The organism is Acinetobacter sp. C13 (genome assembly GCF_016809775.1).
GTDB classification, from domain to species: Bacteria; Pseudomonadota; Gammaproteobacteria; order Pseudomonadales; family Moraxellaceae; genus Acinetobacter; species Acinetobacter pittii.
Window position 1 is genome coordinate 773167 of record NZ_JAFBJL010000001.1, and the last position, 17664, is coordinate 790830.

Genomic DNA, 17664 nt, shown 5'->3' on the forward strand with positions numbered 1-17664 from the left:
TTGATTATTTTTCGTTTCAATTCCAACTCTGAGTTTTGAGCTGGAATTGAAACAGTAAATCTTTAGCGTACTCCAAAACCTGACAATATGCCTGTGTAGTTCTTTACAGGAGGTGAGGCCCAATCACCAACTTTGCTGGTTTTTAAATTTAACTGAACTAACATTTCAGCTTGTTTAACTGCTGCTGCAACGCCGTCAATAACAATCACTCCCAATTCGTTTTGTAGTTTTAGGCATAAATCACTCATACCTGCACAGCCTAAAACAATTGCATCGCTTTTATCTTCTGCGAGTGCTTTTTTGCACTCATCTCGTATGGTCCGATAAGCATCTGAGTCAGGAAGCTCTAACTCTTCAACTGCAATGTCACAAGCTCGAATATTTTTGCAAAATGGTGTAGCCCCATAGCGATGAGCCAGATGCCAGCTCATATTCACTGTGCGTTGTAATGTCGTGACTACACTAAAACCAGTACTGACATAACTTGCAGTTCGCATAGCTGCTTCGGCAATCCCAATCACAGGTGCCGAACTGATTTCACGGGCGGCATAAAGCGCAGGATCACCAAAACAGGCAATAACGTAAGCATCTACATCTAGAAGTTCACCTTGGCGAATTTCCTCTAGCACACCTATGGCACTTAGGGCTTCATCATAATAACTTTCAATTGTTGCAGGGCCCATTTGAGGACTCACAGCAATAATTTGAGTATCAGAATTTGCGACTATCTTTGCTGATGCAGCAATTTTGTCAGTCATGCTTTGGGTGGTATTAGGATTAATAATTTTAATTTTCATTGTACTTTTACCTTAGTCATTGCCGATTTAGCATGGGCAAGCGGTTGGTTAAGAAATCGATAAATGACAAAACCGAATCCCATCCCAATAAACCATGTGAAATTAGCCAGCCCAGACAGTTGTGGTAAAAGTACGCAGAGAATAGGAATTAATGAAGCTGGAATTAACGCATAAAAGGCAGAGTGGTTATAACCATTTTTGTACCAATACGAACCTTTGGTATCTAATGTATATAAATCATCTACCACAATTTTTTGTTTTTTAACGAGGTAAAAATCGGCTATCAATACGCCAAAAAGCGGACCGATAAATGCACCTAAAATATCAATGGTGTAATGGATCACTTGAGGATTATTAAACAAATTCCATGGGGTAATGAAGATCGAACCAACTGCTGCAATCATTCCACCCATGCGCCAGCTAATTTTGCTCGGTGAAACGTTGGAAAAATCAAAGGCAGGTGAAACAAAGTTAGCGACAATATTAATCCCAATGGTGGCAATCATTAAGGTCAAACTACCTAAAATGACTACAAATGTGTTATCCAGTTTACCAACCATCTCGACAGGATCTGTAATGAGCTTGCCGTACACTGGAAGCGTTGCCGCAATACAAACCACAGTAAGTAAAGAAAAGCCTAAGAAATTGATCGGTAGGCCAAGAAAGTTGCCCATTTTAATCGCGTTAAAGCTTTTACCATAACGAGAGAAGTCACCAAAGTTCAGCATCGGCCCTGAAAAATATGAAACTACAAGCGCAATAGCACCAATCATGACAGGTACAACCGCAAAGCCGTTGTATTGAACACCACTCAAGTTTAAATCAATATTTTGCCAGCCAGCTTTCCAGATCAGCCATACTGCCATCGCAAACATAATTACGTAGACAGCTGGGCCTGCCCAGTCAATAAACTTACGAATACTGTCCATGCCAGACCAAAAAACAATCGCTTGCAGTAGCCAAAGCAGCATGAAGCCAACCCATCCTAAATAGGAAAGCCCGAGAAAGCCGTAAGTTGAAACATCAGCATAGGCTGACCATTCTGGAAAGAACTTTAAAATGACCAATAAGAATGCACTTGAGGCCAAATAGGTTTGAATGCCATACCATGCGACAGCAATAAGACCACGAATAACAGCAGGAATATTTGCACCAAGCACACCGAAAGTGGCACGACAAATAACAGGATAGGGTGTGCCTGTTTGTTGGCTAGACTTGGCAATCAGATTTGTAAAAAACTGAACTATGGCAATGCCGATGAGTAAAGATAAAAGTACCTGCCAGCTATTTAGCCCAAGTGCAAAAAGGCTCCCAGCCATGACATAGCCACCGACACTATGAACATCAGACATCCAAAAGGCAAAAATATTATAAGCGCCCCAAGTTTGCTTTTTTAAAGGAGCTAGGTCTTGATTTGTTAGCTTTGCATCATAAGAAGGTTTAATTATTGCTTCGGTATTATTCATCTTGAACACTCACTTCCCTTATGTTGGGCGGGCACGTTCTTCAGCAGCTTGAAACTCTGGCTAAAAGAATGAAGTTAAAATTGTGCACAATGTGATATTTGGATTGTGCACAATTATATTGAGCAAAAGTTATGCCAAACTTGAGATGTGGTATTGATGAGTGATTTCGCTTGATACGATTTTGGAATATGAAGAGACAGATTTATAAAATGATAAGTGCTTAATTTTTTATAAAAAGTAAATAAATTTAGGTGTATAAGTTGATATTTTAAGGTTTATTTTTGAATTGTTCAGCAGCACATAGTTGCTGTGGAAATGAGAGTAATATTCCCAAAAGGTTAAGTTAAACTTACACTACAGTTATTAGATAAAGTTTTAAAAAGAGGAGGCGTTAATAAAAATGGAGAAATCAATGCCATCGAATGCACCAAAAAAAGCCTTAGAAATGAGCAATGATGAAATTGATGACCATATATATAACGCAATTGTAGATGCTATTTTAAATAGGCAACTTGCCCCTGGCGCACGTTTAGTTGAAGCACCTTTGTGTGAGGCATTTGGTGTAACGAGGGGAGTGTTAAGACGTGTTTTCGTGAAACTTGCCCATGATAAGGTCATCGAAATTCAGCCCAATCGTGGGGCACTCATCGCAAAGCATAGTGCTCATGAAACAAAAGAGGTCTTTGAAGCACGCAGCATGCTTGAAATCGCCACTGTAAAAAAGCTCGCTCAAAAGTCACATAACCTAGATTTTAGTGAGCTTAGAAGCTTAGTAGATCAAGAGTCTCATGAGCGTTTAGCTGGCAATTGGGCCGAGTGGATTAAGCTATCGGGGCAATTTCATTTAAAGCTGATTGAAGCAAATCAAAATACGATTATGACCAGTTATTTGCAGACGCTTATTGCAAGGACTTCATTATTAATTGGCTTATATGAAATTCCAAAACATAATAATTGTTCGGCAGATGAACACCGTGCAATTTTAGATGCGATTGAACAAGGCGATGAAAAACGAGCAACTCAATTGATGGAAGAGCATTTAGAACACTACGCGACGACATTTATTGAACAAGACAGCACAGCGTCAGCAGAACAAAATTTATTAAATTTATTTAAAAATAAGAAGATTGAATCCATTTAAACTAACTAAAAAATAATGGGGCCAATTCTTCTGGAAAAGGCCCAGATTGGTTATTTTATGGGAACGATTTGACGTGTTAGAAAATCAATAAATAATTTTACTTTCTTCGATAAAATCTTACGGTTTGGCCATGTAACGTATAGGTGAAGCGGCTGACTGGTGTAGTCTTCCAAACATTTCTGTAATTTACCTTCTTTGTAGTAAGGCTCCGCAATAAACTCTGGAAGAAAAACAATGCCATGGTCTTTCAAACACATATCTAATAATAATTCACCATTATTGCAGGTCATTACAGGGAAGCAATTGAAAGACACTTCCTTCTGATCTTTTTGGAAAATCAATTTTTTATGTCGGCTATCTTGATAGTAAATTAGAAACTTGTGTTCTTTAAGTTCTTCTAATGAATTTGGTAATCCATGCTGATTAAAATACTCAGGGGTTGCATATAAATATCGTTGATAGGTATTTAATATTTTACTATTTGCCAAATTTGGAGGAGAGCCATCTACACGGATTGTTAAATCAAATTTATTATTATTCATATCTAACAGCTGATCAGTCATGAATAAATCAATTTTTATGCTGGGATATTTCTCTATAAAGTCCGAAATGATATGTTGAAGAAAAATGTTGCTAAAAGACATTGGTGTATTGAGCTTGAGTTCGCCTTCTGGGTACTGCTGATTGTAGCTAATTTCGTATGCAGCCCATTCGAACTCACTTAAAATGACTTTGCTATGTTGATAAAACTTTTCCCCACAAGAGGTGAGGTTCATCTGTCTTGTTGTTCGAGTTAAAAGTGTGGTTCTGAGGTCGTTTTCGAGGTAGCAAACACGTTTGGCAACTAAGTCACGAGAAATATCGAGTGCTCTGGCTGCGCTACTAAAATTCCCATGTTCTACAACACTTACAAAAGTGGAAATACAGTCTAATCGATCCATGGATAAGCGAAAGTTAAAAAATATATATCAATGATTAAACTATAAAAATTAAAAAGCAATCATTGTTTTGATTGTATTCGTACAGAATACAGATTCGTGCTGATTTGCTGTCTATGCTTTTACATTTTTATCTGTTTTCATAATAACCAGTAAGCAATTTTAATGCATTACTCATAAGGAATAATGGAGTTTACCCATGAATAAATCACTTTTAGAACAACTATCACCAACCAATTGTCAGGTTATTTTTATTGATCATCAGCCACAAATGGCTTTTGGGGTACAGTCAATAGATCGCCAAGTATTAAAGAATAATACTGTAGGGTTAGCAAAAGCAGCTAAAACATTCAATATTCCTGTCACCATTACCACGGTTGAAACGGAAAGCTTCTCTGGTCATACCTATCCAGAACTTTTAGACGTATTTCCAGATGCTCCATTACTAGAACGTACTTCAATGAATTCGTGGGATGACCAAAAAGTACGTGATTCGCTTGCAAAAAATAATCGTAAAAAAGTGATTGTTTCAGGTTTGTGGACTGAAGTGTGCAACAACACCTTTGCTTTTGGTGCGATGCTTGAAGGGGATTATGAGATTTATATGGTCGCGGATGCTTCAGGTGGTACATCGAAAGAGGCACATGATTATGCCATGCAGCGTATGATTCAAGCGGGTGTTGTTCCGGTAACTTGGCAACAAGTATTACTTGAATGGCAGCGTGATTGGGCACACCGTGATACGTATGATGCAGTTATGGCAATTGTACGCGAGCATTCTGGTGCTTACGGTATGGGTGTTGATTATGCCTATACGATGGTACATAAGGCACCTGAGCGTACAACATCAAAACATGAAGTACTTGCACCAGTTCCTGCAAAATAAAACACTACTGATTTAGGTAAAGGCATGTCTAGTATTCAATATTTAAGTGATATTAATACAGATATGCCTTTATTTTTTAGAACGATAATTCACAAGAATGGAGTTCAGAATGACCGAAATAAACCTCATACTCATAAACGGTAAAATCACAACATTAGACCCCAAAAGTCCAGAAGTACAAGCAATTGCGATTGCAGATGGTAAAGTGTTACGCACGGGTACAAATGATGAGGTAATGAAACTCGCAACTCCAACAAGTAAAGTTGTAGATTTAAATGGCCGTCGCGTTATACCAGGTCTAAATGACAGTCATTTGCATATTATTCGTGGTGGCCTAAATTACAATATGGAGCTGCGCTGGGAAGGTGTGCCATCTGTTGCAGATGCATTACGCTTACTCAAAGAACAAGCAGATAATACGCCAGCTCCACAATGGGTTCGTGTAGTAGGCGGTTGGACTGAATTCCAGTTTGCCGAAAAGCGTTTACCGACTTTAGAGGAAATTAATAAAGCTGCACCAGATACTCCTGTATTCGTTTTACATCTATATGCCAGTGCTTTGTTGAACCGAGCTGCACTTGATGTATTAGGCTTTAACAAAGATACACCTGACCCACCTGGTGGCAAGATTGTACGAAATGAAAAAGGTGAGCCAACAGGTCTGTTGCTCGCAACTCCATCCGCTATGATTTTATATTCGACTTTAGGTAAAGCGCCGAAATTGCCAGTTGAAGATCAAGTCAATTCAACTCGTCATTTCATGCGTGAACTGAACCGATTAGGTATTACTTCAGCAATTGATGCAGGCGGTGGTGGTCAAAACTACCCTGAAGATTATGATGTGATTAAGCAATTGCACGATCAAAATCAAATGACGGTGCGAATTGCTTACAACCTATTTGCTCAAAAGGCAGGCCAAGAGCTTGATGATTATCGTCGCTGGACAGAAATGACCTTTCCGGGCGATGGTGATGAGCTATTTAGAATGAATGGAGCAGGCGAGAATCTGACTTGGTCAGCGGGGGACTTTGAAGACTTCTATGAGCCACGTCCGGATTTACCAGAAAAAATGGAAGGTGAGCTCGAAGCTATTGTAGAGCACTTGGCTGAAAAGAAATGGCCATTCCGTATTCATGCAACTTATGATGAAAGTATTAATCGCTTACTGAATGTATTTGAGCGCGTCAATTCAAAACAGCCATTTGCGACACGATTTATTATTGACCATGCCGAAACCGTATCTGAGCGTAATATCGAACGTATAGGTGCGTTGGGTGGTGGTATTGCCATTCAACACCGTATGGCATATCAAGGTGAGATTTTCGTAAAACGCTATGGTGCTGAGGCTGCTCAGGCAACGCCACCCGTTAAGAAAATGTTAGAACTCGGTGTTCCTGTGGGTGCGGGAACAGATGCGACTCGTGTTGCCTCTTATAACCCTTGGGTGTGTTTATATTGGTTGAGTACGGGTAAAACAGTGGGTGGATTACCTTTGTATGAGGAAAAAAATCTATTAGACCGTCAGACAGCACTCAAACTCTGGACTAAAGGTTCCGCTTGGTTCTCTGGTGAAAAAGATGTTAAGGGCTCATTAACAGCAGGAGAACTTGCTGATCTAGTGGTATTGTCTGATGACTACTTTAAAGTAGAAGCTGAGGATATCCAGTGGATTGAGTCTGTACTTACTGTCTTAGGTGGCAAAGTGGTCTATGCAGGGGCAGAGTTTAAGCAAGACGATCCGCCGTTACCGCCAGCATCTCCAACATGGTCGCCGGTAAAACGCTTCGGTGGTCAGTGGCGGTTATCTGAAAACCGTAATGCTCCTTCCAATCAATCATTACAGTCACAAAGTGCTTTGTGTGCATGTGCTAGCAGCTGTGGAATGCATGGACACAGCCATGCTTGGATGCTTGATGTTCCTGTAAATGATAAGGACAAAAAATCTTTCTGGGGCGCACTTGGGTGCTCGTGTTTTGCATTTTAAATAAAACAGTATGGGAACCTGCTTCATTAAATGGCTTAATTCTCTAAGGTATGTACGATGAAAATGTACTTGTTATCTTTGGCTGTAGGGTTGCTTGTTGGTGTCTTATATTACGTCTTAAATGTTAAGTCACCAGCTCCACCTCTTGTTGCATTAGTCGGTTTATTAGGCATGGTAATAGGAGAGCAACTGCTTCCTTTTATTAAATCCTATTTTTAATCCGTTTCATTCAGAAAAAGCTAAATGGTGCCATGCCATTTAGCTTTTTATATTAATAAATATCTTCAATTACTTTATACGGCGGCCTTGTTCATCAATGATTACTTCGCCATCTTCTTTTGCAAAATAGCTTAAGTTTTGTGAATCTAAAATGTCCAGTACAATCTCAGAAGGTCGGCAAAGTCGCGTGCCTTTTGGTGTAACAACAAATGGGCGATTAATTAAAATTGGATATTGCAACATAAAATCAATTAACTGTTCATCGGTCCAATGATCTTGTTCTATCTCTAAATCTTTATAGGGATCAACATTTTTACGAATTGCTTCACGTACAGTTAGGTTTGAATCCTTAATGAGTTGAATCAATTCATCTTTACTTGGTGGTGTTTGCAAATATTCAATAACGATAGGTTCAATTCCTGCATGACGAATAAGCGCCAAGGTATTGCGAGAGGTTCCGCAACCAGGGTTATGGTAAATCTTCACTAGCTCAGTCATGGTAAATTTATTGTCAAATTAAGATATTGCATTTATATATGGATATCCGTATATTTGCAATAACGAATATATTCTGTTGAAGATATGATCAACCAAGTCGATTTCTTTAAATGTCTATCTGACCAAACTCGGTTAAATATTCTTAAATTAGTTCTAAATAAACAAAATATTTGTGTTTGTGAGCTAACAGAACAGCTTGAGTTGAGCCAACCGAAAATCTCCAGACACTTAGCTTTGTTACGAACTCATGGCATTTTACTTGATGCACGACAGGGGCAATGGGTGTATTACAGCGTCAATCCAGATTTACCCAATTGGGCTGTTGAAGTTTTGAAAACTATAGCAAACCAAGATGAAAGTTTAGTGAATCAATCATCTTCACAGTTTTCTTCTATTTCTACCTATTGTGAGTAACACCATGAAATTTTTATTTTTATGCACTGGAAACAGTTGCCGTAGCATTTTGTCAGAAGTTTTATTTAATAGTCGTGCACCAGAAGGTTGGAAAGCTTATAGCGCTGGCAGTAAACCATCAGGACAGGTACATCCATTAACCATTGAAACACTTGAAAACTTAGGTCTTTCAACAGATGGGCTATGGAGTAAAACTATTGATGACTGCGAGCAGTATCAACCAGATGTTGTGATTACAGTCTGTGATTCTGCTGCACAAGAAGCATGCCCACTTTATTTAGGTGGCGCAATCAAAGCACATTGGGGTTTAAGTGACCCATCTCACTTAGACTTGCCGAAAGAAGAAAAGCTTAAAGCATTCCAAGAGACTGTAGATCATATCAACCGTCGTTTAGATGCATTGTTTGCACTTGATGTTGCGAACTTAAGCCGTTCACATTTGATTGCTGAGATTAATAAAATCTCTCATATTGAGTGAGAGAGCCGAGATGACTAAGCAAAAGCTTTCTTTTTTAGACCGTAACCTGACGCTATGGATTTTTATAGCCATGGCTTTAGGTTTGGCAATTGGGGTGTTCTTTCCTCAAGCCTCGGTTTCTTTGAACAGAATGAGTGTAGATAACGTCAATATTCCAATCGCAATCGGCTTAATCTTGATGATGTATCCACCTTTAGCTAAGGTTGACTACGCTGCGTTACCAGAAGTATTTAAAGATAAGAAAACCTTAACTTTATCGTTAGTACAAAACTGGTTGATTGCACCGGTTTTAATGTTCGTACTTGCGATAGTTTTCTTGCATAGCTATCCGGAATACATGACTGGTCTTATTTTGATTGGTTTGGCACGTTGTATTGCAATGGTTTTGGTGTGGAATGGGCTGGCTTGTGGTGATAACCAATATGTTGCAGCGTTGGTTGCATTTAACAGTATTTTCCAGATTTTATTCTTTAGTACTTATGCATGGCTTTTCTTAACTTTCTTACCGCCTTATTTTGGTGTGGCAGGGCAAGTCATTGATGTGAATTTTTGGACCATCACACATGCGGTTTTGGTGTACTTAGGTATTCCATTCTTAATGGGGTTCTTGACGCGTTTGGTTTTAGTTAAATCAAAAGGGTTAGATTGGTATCAAACTAGATTTTTACCAAAAATCAGCCCGATTAGTTTAATTGCTTTACTTTTTACCATTGTGGCGATGTTTAGCCTAAAAGGTGGTGATGTAGTGAGCTTACCTTTAGATGTATTACGTATTGCAATCCCACTGACGATTTACTTTGTGGTGATGTTCTTCATTAGCTTCTTTATGAGTAAACGTATGGGGAATAACTATCCCCGCACCACCGCTATTTCATTTACTGCGGCAGGTAATAACTTTGAATTAGCTTTAGCGGTTGCCATTGCAACATTTGGTTTGGCATCACCTGTGGCATTTACCACAGTGATTGGACCATTGGTTGAAGTTCCCGTTTTAATTTCACTCGTTACCGTTTCTCTTTGGTTAAAGAAAAAGTATTTCTCAGATGAACAGTCTTAATAATGATTTATCAAATGTAGCATTAGATCTTCTTGATAAGCCTACATTTGAGCAAGTGCAAGCACAGCAATTTGAACATCCACCACGCATTCTATTGCTATATGGTTCTAATCGTGAGCGTTCTTATAGCCGTTTTGCTGTGTTGACGGCTGGACGCATCCTTGAATACTTAGGTGCTGAGGTCAAAATCTTTCATCCTAAAGGTTTACCTTTACCTGAGGATGCAGGAACAGATCATCCGAAAGTGCAAGAGTTGCATGAGCTTTTAGCTTGGGCAGAAGGTATGGTGTGGTGCTCACCTGAACGTCATGGTGCGATGAGTTCAATTTTAAAAGCCCAGATTGACTGGATTCCTTTGGCAGCTGGAGCAATCCGTGCAACTCAAGGTAAAACCTTAGCAGTCATGCAAGTTAGTGGTGGTTCGCAGTCATTTAATGCGGTCAATCAAATGCGTATTTTAGGGCGTTGGATGCGCATGATTACCATCCCAAATCAGTCTTCGGTTGCTAAAGCTTTTTTAGAGTTTGAAGAAGATGGCAGTATGAAACCATCTTCTTACTATGACCGAATCGTTGATGTAATGGAGGAGTTATATAAGTTCACTTTATTAACACGTGGGCAAAAACAGTATTTGACAGATCGCTATTCTGAGCGCAAAGAATCAGCAGAAGAGCTGTCAAAACGAGTAAATCAAAAATAAACAGTTTCATAAAAAAGTGCTCCACTCGGGGCACTTTTTATTGTTTAGCTTTTACATTCAGGCCATTGTGGGCAAAAGTTTTTGTAATAGTTCAATAAAGTTTGAAACTTTGGCAGAACTCTCATTTTCCCGAGTAATCAGGTAAAGAGGCGCATTTAGTTTCATTGAATCATCAAACTCGCGATATACAATTTCATGTTCCCAAAAATTATGCATTGAGGCCGGCACAATCGTTATACCAATTCCAGCAGCGACTAAATTTAATGTAGCGGTAGGTCGAGGCGCTTCTTGAATAATGCGTGGACTAAAACCTGCTTGGTAGCAACTATATAAAATATTGTCATATAAACCTTGTCCTGAAGAACGACGGTATAAAACAAAATTTTCATTTGATAAGTCATTTGAACTAATTTTTTCTTTTTGTGTAAGTGGATGGCCTATAGGCAATGCCACTATCATTGGCTCATCTAATATATGAAGATGTTTTAACCCGATATCACGACTGATCGGTGCTCTCAAAAAAGCAATATCAAGTTTCTCAGAGATTAATCGATCTAATTGTTTTTGGCTGCCTGCTTCTTCAAGTTTGGTTAGTACCTTTGGATATATTTCTCGATATGACCGCAATACTAATGAAATGAGCGGATGCAAACCTGCGGAACTTGTAAAACCAATATTGAGTTGTCCAGTTTTACCTTGGCTAACATCTTGGACTAATTTTGGAATATGTTTGGCATGTTCTAATAAAAGTTGTGCTTCTTTAAATAAGGCTAAACCAGCCTCAGTTGGTTCAATTCCTCGAGGCTGGCGAATAAGTAATTGTGTACCAAGTTCTTCTTCGAGTTTTTTAAGTAAACGCGTTAGAGGCGGCTGTTGAATAAACAATCGGTTTGCAGCATGCGTAATATTCCTTTCTTCAACTACCACAACAAAGGCATGGAGCTTATGTATATCGAGCATAGGAATACCTTTATGGTATGGTTAATGAAAATAAAAGCATTTGTAGATATATCACAAAAGTATCATTCTATCTTGGTCAGATAAAGTGAAAAGTAACGAAAATGAACCATGTTGAGATTGCTGTGCAGAAGGAGAGTGTCCCGACCAGCACAGAGTTATTTTTAGGTTTTTTAACATTAGGTTTAATTGGGTTCGGTGGCGTGCTGCCTTTAGCCCGTAAAGTTATTGTAGAGCAGAGACAGTGGTTAAGCCCTGAAAAATTCACTGAGTTACTTGGTCTGTGTCAATTTTTACCAGGCGGCAATATTATTAATTTATCGGTTGCGATTGGCATGGAGTTTCGCGGTGTTCGTGGGGCAGTGAGCTCACTCATTGGTCTGATCCTTGCACCTACGATAATTGTTGTACTTTTACATTATGTCTATGAGCAGTTCCAAGATAATTTAATGGTTAAGCATCTTTTCGAAGGTTTAGCGGCGGCGGCAGCTGGACTTCTAGTTGCAACAGGTTTGAAAATGCTTAAGCCATTATTACGTAATCCATTAGCGATTTGCGTGGTTGTCGCTGCAATTATCAGTATTGCTTTTCTAAAAATCTCTTTACTAGTGACGATGCTGATTTTGTTGGCATTTTATTCAGCTATCATTTGGAGACGTGTGTAATGGGTGCAGTTCTACTTACTTTAGCGATCATTTTTACTCAATTGTCTCTTATTGCATTTGGTGGCGGCAATACAATTTTGCCTGAGATGCAACGCCAAGTAGTTGATATTCATCACTGGATGACGGCACAAGAATTCAGTGCATTGTTCGCCATGGCTCAAGCTGCACCTGGTCCGAACATGATGATTGTACCGTTGGTGGGATGGCATGTAGCAGGGTTGTCAGGTCTACTTGTAACGTCTACTGCTAAATTTTTACCTTCATCTCTTATTACTGTATTTGTGATGAGAGGCTGGTCAAAATTTAAAGATAAGAAATGGCGCCGTGTTTTACAGCTTGCTTTACAACCTGTCACTGTGGGAACTGTACTTGCTAGTGCTTGGATTATTTCTGAGGCAGCGGCAGTAAATACGTTACTCATTATTATGGTAGTCATTGCAACTTTATTATCTTTAATTAAAAAGGTTCATCCTTTACATGTCTTGATTGCTGGGGCTGTATTTGGTGTGGTCTTACTCTAGTTTAACCAGTTTGCCGACCTGCGCTGGATGAGTTCAGGTTGGTTTTTTTTTAATGAAGTAAATAATAAAATCTAAAAAACCGATTAAATACATAAAAACATACTGTTTCACCTATTTTATGTTTTCACGTACTATGCATCTATTGAAAGAATTTGGATGCATTGGAGTAAAAACAGATGTTAGATCAAAACATTAAAACTCAATTAAAAGCTTACTTAGAACGTTTAGAAAGTCCAATCGAATTAGTTGCTGCTTTAGATGAATCAGATAAAGCTGCTCAAATTAAAGAGCTGGTAAGTGAAATTGCTGAACTATCTGACCAAGTCACTGCCCGTTTTGATGGCAACAATACACGTCGTCCAAGCTTTGGTGTGGCTAAAGCAGGTGAACAGCCTCGTGTGTTCTTTGCAGGCTTGCCAATGGGCCATGAGTTTACGTCTTTGATCTTGGCACTGTTGCAGGTCTCTGGCTATGCACCTAAAGTGTCTGATGAAGTGCTCAACCAGATTAAAGGCTTAAACCTCAAAGCCAACTTTGATGTGTTCGTCTCTTTAAGCTGTCATAACTGTCCGGACGTGGTACAGGCGCTTAACTTGATTGCGATTTATAACCCGAACACTACAGCAACCATGATTGACGGTTCATTCTTCCAAGACGAAGTGGAACAACGCAAAATCATGGCTGTACCAATGGTGTTCCAAGACAACGAGCACATTGGTCAAGGTCGTATGACCCTTGAAGAAATTGTGGCAAAACTTGATACCAACTCAGCTGAAAAAGATGCGGCAGCACTCAATGCTAAAGATGCTTTTGATGTGTTGGTGATTGGTGGTGGTCCTGCGGGCGCAACAGCTGCAATCTATGCTGCACGTAAAGGTATTAATACCGGTATCGTGGCTGAACGCTTTGGTGGTCAGGTCATGGACACCATGGACATTGAAAACTTCACTTCTGTGCAAAAAACGCAAGGTCCTAAGTTTGCTGCCGAGATGGAAGCACATGTCCGTGAATATGATGTCGATATCATGAACCTGCAACGTGTCAGCAAAATCACAGGTGCCAACCAGACTGCAAATGGCTTGGTTGAAGTTGAACTTGAAAACGGTGCAAAACTTGAATCGAAAACTGTAATCCTTTCAACAGGTGCACGTTGGAGAGAAATGAATGTACCGGGTGAGCAAGAATACCGTACCCGTGGTGTTGCGTACTGCCCACACTGTGATGGCCCATTGTTCAAAGGTAAACGTGTTGCGGTGATTGGTGGAGGTAACTCAGGTGTTGAAGCAGCAATTGACCTTGCAGGGATTGTTGAGCATGTAACTCTGGTTGAGTTCGATACCAAACTTCGTGCTGACCAAGTCTTGCAAAACAAATTGCATAGCTTGCCAAACACAACGGTGATTATGAATGCCTTAAGTACAGAAGTGTTAGGTGATGGTGCACAAGTGACTGGTCTTAAATATAAAGACCGTGCGACTGATGAAGAGCATGTGGTCGAGCTTGCAGGGATCTTTGTACAGATTGGTTTACTGCCAAACACTGACTTCTTGAAAGACAGTGAAGTTGAGTTAACCAACCGTCGCGAGATCATTGTGAATGACCGCAACGAAACCAATGTGCAAGGTGTGTTTGCTGCGGGTGACTGTACCACTGTACCTTACAAGCAAATCATTATTGCTACAGGTGAAGGCGCTAAAGCATCACTCTCAGCGTTTGATTACATCATCCGTTCTGGGCAATAAAATTTAAGTCCAAAACGAAAGAGCCAAAGGATAACCTTTGGCTCTTTTTCTTTTTATGGTTTATATAAACCGTGTTCGACTAAATGCTCTCGTAAAATACGACGTAACTCTAATACAGCTTGTGGTGTCAGTTGGATTGAATGACCACCTGGAAGAACTTTCTCAGATTTTGCACCTTCTAAGTGAGCACTCTTAAAAGGGACAATACCATCGGTAATCACATTTGGATCATCACTCTTGGTGATGTTACCCATAATAGAGTGGAAAACTAATCCTTGGTGTGGATTAATATCTTTTGTGAGTTCCATAAATTTAGATTGATGACTTAGATCGCTCGGTCCATTTTGAATCAAACCATTATCAATATTACTAAAGAAATCTTTAACATCTAAATTTTCAGTTGTCAGTGAAGTCGCTACAGCCGACAAAAATGCACCCGGTAAACGAATAATTTTACGTGCTGCCAAGGTAAACCAACGATCCGCATAATCTGTACCGCGATGAGGAGAAGCCAAGAAAATTGCACGATCAAAATTATTGATTGAATGCATTTGCAATCGTTCAGTAACCATTGGATGTTTTTTAAAGCGGTTTTGCTGACGAATCGTCATCAACTCTAAGGCAGGTTTAGTAATATCTCCATCACTGACCAGTAAACGGCTGATAATACCTCCCATACTATGTCCAACAAGGACCGCATCATGCGCGGCAGGGTCACTTGGGTTTAATGAACCAAAAGCTTGTTTCAAGAGAGCATAAATCTGAAAACGACTTTCCAAAATTGGCATGTTGGTCGAATAGAAAACTTGCCAAACTTGGTAATTGTCTCTTAAAACCGTATCGCCCATAACATCATTGGTCAGCGCAATCCATGCCTCGGGGCTACTTGCCAAACCATGTACTAACACAATAATTTTCTTATTTGGGTTGTATGGTTCAAGCATATAGAGATGCGGCATAGTTAAATGCTGATCGCGGTCAATCAGAGTTAAATAAGCTGCAACCCCTAAATTGTTTTCGGCTAACCATAGGCCATAAGGTGCTGAAAAGTTAGCTGCTAGAGGATATTGTTTGCCTGCTACATTAATATTATCTGTTCGATATGGGTCATAAACTCGAATCACGAATTCTGGATTATTAATAATTTCTTCGACAGTGGTCGCGTGTTTGGGTTCAGCTATAATAGTCGCAGCTAAGTAGCGTGCATTATGAATATTTGGATTAACACCATTTTTATAATTATATTTAAGTGGGTCTAGGATATATTCATTAATATCTTCATTTCCTGAACTCGGAAAAACAGCCACAAATTCGGAGCCAAAACCATCGCGGCGGTTAATGGTTCTTAAGCCAGAAAAATTCAGGTTATAACTTGAAATTAATTTTTCTAGTTTTTGACCCGTTAATTGTTTATGAAATTCAAAATCGATTGAATAAATACTTTTACCAATATGAATTTGTGGTTCAACAACATTTTTCTTTGGGTGTCTTAAGTCATAAACACCGACCATTTTGGCGATTGCTTGATTATAGAAATCGCGAATTTGAACTTGTCTATTATCAAAAATACGGTCGTTAGGCTTACGTTTTGTTGAAAATAGATAGGCATAGCTATAGCGAATACTTTTATCTAATAGGCTCAATTGCTGGTCTAAGCAATCATCATATCTATTCAGGATATTCTTTTGTTCTTCTTCAGATTTATGTTTAGTAAATCTACTTACTTTACAGTCAGATGTATCTGATAAAGCCATTGCTTTTGCGAGATACATCTCGCTTGCTGCTGATAAGAACTGTTCATCTAAAATTTGAGGAAGGTTTTTGAGTTGATTTACACAGGTTTCAGGTGTATCTGTACAAACTTTAGCTTCCTGACCAGACATTGATAAAACATTCAGACTCGCTTCGCTGAGTTTATCTTGGGTAAGAATACTATTACGTTCATTTGCAATCGTTACATTCAAAGCTTGCTGTTTAACATTTACGACCTGACAACCACTCAGAATTGAACCGAGTAGTATGACCGTCAACAGTGTTTTGCTTCTTTTTATTGAAAACATTATGGTCAAAATATAGTGGCTCAATGGTAGGTAGATCATACAAATTTTAAAATATTTTTCAAATGATCAAATATAAAAAAGGGCTGTCAAAACAGCCCTTTTTTATAGAACTAAGCTTATTTTTTAGGTGCAGTAGCAGGAGTAGTTGCTGACATTGCTGGGTTAGTTAAAACTTGCCATACGTTCCAACGACCTTGTTTTTCAATTTCTTGAATTAAACGATCAGCAATTTCCGCTTCATCTGGATATTTAACTTTATAGTTCTTTAGCGTCTGGATCGCGTTTTTCTTTTGCTCCATTGCAATATAGTTATTTGCAGCAGCTAAATATGCTTCTTGAACATTACCTTTAATGGCTTTGTCTAAGTATGGAATCGCTTCACGTTGACCGCCACCTTCAGATAAACCAAAACCGAACCAGAAATTTGTCTCCGCATCATCTGGATTAATTTTTAAAAGTCTTTGAGCATATTCTAAAGATTTAGTGGTATGAACAGTACCTAAATCAAGGTTACGTGCAAGAACACTTGCTTTAAAAGCACGAATTAAAATATCAAATGATGCATTTGGATTTGCAGCAAGTGTATCAAGTTGTTGTGTTACTTCTTTAAGTTTACTTTCAAAGCCTTTACGTTCTTGACGGTCAGTAAAGCGAGGCGGGTAGTGACGTGCTTTACCTTCTACTAACTGTAAAAAGTCATCAATAGTAGTCACGTCAATTTCATTTTCACCGGCTAAAACTGCGTATTTCATTGAACGTTGTGAATTATTGACAGTTGGAACGATCAGTTTATTGACGTCGAGAGTAAGCTGTTTGGTTGGATCATCTTGACGATTAACGACCATTTTGGTTACAGGCTGTGCAGCAGCGTCTTTTAATGCAACTTCAAATGCCGGTGGCTGATCATAGTTAAAAGGGTTTAGCGCATAAAAAGGAGGAGTAAGCTCTGGTTCCTTGAAAACAAAAGGCTCAATTTTTTGTTGTTTTACGGGTGCCATTGTACAAGCGGTTAAACTTGAGGTCGCAAGGATTATATATGCCAAAGGCTTAAAATTCATAGGATCTTCCGTTCATTTTAGTAAAGTCAGATTTGGTACAGGTAAGTCTAGAAAAAGCTAAACAGACATGCAAGGGTAAGCGT

At 39.1% G+C, this 17664-nt stretch carries 18 protein-coding genes; 11 read left to right on the forward strand and 7 right to left on the reverse strand.

Translation table 11 applies throughout. The features are described 5' to 3' along the window. Nucleotides 1-62: 62 nt before the first annotated feature. Nucleotides 63-797 carry an aspartate/glutamate racemase family protein gene (locus JGE69_RS03780; RefSeq protein ID WP_199112353.1) on the reverse strand — a complete coding sequence of 245 codons (735 nt, stop codon included), beginning with the start codon at nt 795-797 and terminating at the stop codon, nt 63-65. Beyond that, complete coding sequence (locus JGE69_RS03785; RefSeq protein WP_199112354.1) at nt 794-2263, reverse strand: NCS1 family nucleobase:cation symporter-1; 1470 nt, start codon at nt 2261-2263, stop codon at nt 794-796. The genes JGE69_RS03780 and JGE69_RS03785 overlap by 4 nt, the downstream gene beginning before the upstream one ends. Nucleotides 2264-2663: 400 nt before the next feature. On the opposite strand from JGE69_RS03785, the gene JGE69_RS03790 reads away from it, so the two are divergent. Further along, nucleotides 2664-3404 carry a GntR family transcriptional regulator gene (locus tag JGE69_RS03790; RefSeq protein WP_199112355.1) on the forward strand — a complete coding sequence of 247 codons (741 nt, stop codon included), beginning with the start codon at nt 2664-2666 and terminating at the stop codon, nt 3402-3404. Nucleotides 3405-3454: 50 nt separating this feature from the next. On the opposite strand, the gene JGE69_RS03795 is transcribed toward JGE69_RS03790, so the two are convergent. Next, nucleotides 3455-4345: a LysR family transcriptional regulator gene (locus JGE69_RS03795; RefSeq protein ID WP_005069746.1), complete on the reverse strand. Its 891-nt coding sequence runs from the start codon at nt 4343-4345 to the stop codon at nt 3455-3457. Nucleotides 4346-4541: 196 nt separating this feature from the next. Between JGE69_RS03795 and JGE69_RS03800 the strand changes: the two genes are divergently transcribed. The 3 genes from JGE69_RS03800 to JGE69_RS03810 all read left to right on the forward strand — a co-directional run bounded on the left by JGE69_RS03800 (nt 4542) and on the right by JGE69_RS03810 (nt 7431). Then, nucleotides 4542-5228 (forward strand): hydrolase, encoded by a 687-nt coding sequence (locus JGE69_RS03800; RefSeq protein ID WP_001043290.1) that lies wholly within the window; start codon nt 4542-4544, stop codon nt 5226-5228. Nucleotides 5229-5337: 109 nt separating this feature from the next. Further along, nucleotides 5338-7212, forward strand: a complete 1875-nt coding sequence (locus JGE69_RS03805) for an amidohydrolase (protein WP_199112357.1) — start codon at nt 5338-5340, stop codon at nt 7210-7212. 57 nt (nt 7213-7269) lie between these two features. Continuing rightward, nucleotides 7270-7431, forward strand: a complete 162-nt coding sequence (locus JGE69_RS03810) for a DUF1427 family protein (RefSeq protein WP_000784879.1) — start codon at nt 7270-7272, stop codon at nt 7429-7431. A 69-nt stretch (nt 7432-7500) separates the two neighbouring features. On the opposite strand, the gene arsC is transcribed toward JGE69_RS03810, so the two are convergent. Continuing rightward, nucleotides 7501-7929 (reverse strand): arsenate reductase (glutaredoxin), encoded by a 429-nt coding sequence (gene arsC / locus JGE69_RS03815; protein WP_000138022.1) that lies wholly within the window; start codon nt 7927-7929, stop codon nt 7501-7503. Nucleotides 7930-8013: 84 nt separating this feature from the next. On the opposite strand from arsC, the gene JGE69_RS03820 reads away from it, so the two are divergent. From JGE69_RS03820 to arsH, 4 genes are read left to right on the forward strand one after another with little or no spacing between them, the layout of a single operon-like run. Then, complete coding sequence (locus JGE69_RS03820; protein WP_000610143.1) at nt 8014-8343, forward strand: metalloregulator ArsR/SmtB family transcription factor; 330 nt, start codon at nt 8014-8016, stop codon at nt 8341-8343. A gap of 4 nt (nt 8344-8347) precedes the next feature. Next, a complete protein-coding gene (locus JGE69_RS03825) occupies nt 8348-8821 on the forward strand; it encodes an arsenate reductase ArsC (RefSeq protein ID WP_032056306.1) in 474 nt (157 codons plus the stop codon). 10 nt (nt 8822-8831) lie between these two features. Then, nucleotides 8832-9878, forward strand: coding sequence for an ACR3 family arsenite efflux transporter (arsB, locus tag JGE69_RS03830; RefSeq protein WP_000166122.1), 1047 nt, complete (start codon nt 8832-8834; stop codon nt 9876-9878). Continuing rightward, entirely contained in the window at nt 9865-10578 is a 714-nt protein-coding gene (gene arsH / locus JGE69_RS03835) for an arsenical resistance protein ArsH (protein ID WP_001086870.1), read from the forward strand. The genes arsB and arsH overlap by 14 nt, the downstream gene beginning before the upstream one ends. Before the next feature lie 57 nt (nt 10579-10635). Here the strand turns inward: arsH and JGE69_RS03840 are convergent, their stop codons facing one another. Continuing rightward, the gene (locus tag JGE69_RS03840; RefSeq protein ID WP_199112359.1) at nt 10636-11538 is read right to left on the reverse strand and encodes a LysR family transcriptional regulator; all 903 of its coding nucleotides are present in this window, start codon (nt 11536-11538) and stop codon (nt 10636-10638) included. Between the two features lie 101 nt (nt 11539-11639). Between JGE69_RS03840 and JGE69_RS03845 the strand changes: the two genes are divergently transcribed. The 3 genes from JGE69_RS03845 to ahpF all read left to right on the forward strand — a co-directional run bounded on the left by JGE69_RS03845 (nt 11640) and on the right by ahpF (nt 14463). After that, nucleotides 11640-12200, forward strand: a complete 561-nt coding sequence (locus JGE69_RS03845; RefSeq protein WP_086266134.1) for a chromate transporter — start codon at nt 11640-11642, stop codon at nt 12198-12200. Further along, nucleotides 12200-12721: a chromate transporter gene (locus JGE69_RS03850; protein WP_000501459.1), complete on the forward strand. Its 522-nt coding sequence runs from the start codon at nt 12200-12202 to the stop codon at nt 12719-12721. Before JGE69_RS03845 ends, JGE69_RS03850 begins: the two co-directional genes overlap by 1 nt. 176 nt (nt 12722-12897) lie before the next feature. Next, nucleotides 12898-14463: an alkyl hydroperoxide reductase subunit F gene (ahpF, locus tag JGE69_RS03855; RefSeq protein ID WP_199112361.1), complete on the forward strand. Its 1566-nt coding sequence runs from the start codon at nt 12898-12900 to the stop codon at nt 14461-14463. 53 nt (nt 14464-14516) lie between these two features. Here ahpF and JGE69_RS03860 read toward each other — a convergent pair whose 3' ends face one another. Beyond that, complete coding sequence (locus tag JGE69_RS03860) at nt 14517-16523, reverse strand: esterase/lipase family protein (RefSeq protein WP_199112363.1); 2007 nt, start codon at nt 16521-16523, stop codon at nt 14517-14519. A gap of 116 nt (nt 16524-16639) precedes the next feature. Beyond that, a complete protein-coding gene (locus JGE69_RS03865; protein WP_057061769.1) occupies nt 16640-17581 on the reverse strand; it encodes an ABUW_2363 family tetratricopeptide repeat lipoprotein in 942 nt (313 codons plus the stop codon). Between the last annotated feature and the right edge of the window lie 83 nt (nt 17582-17664).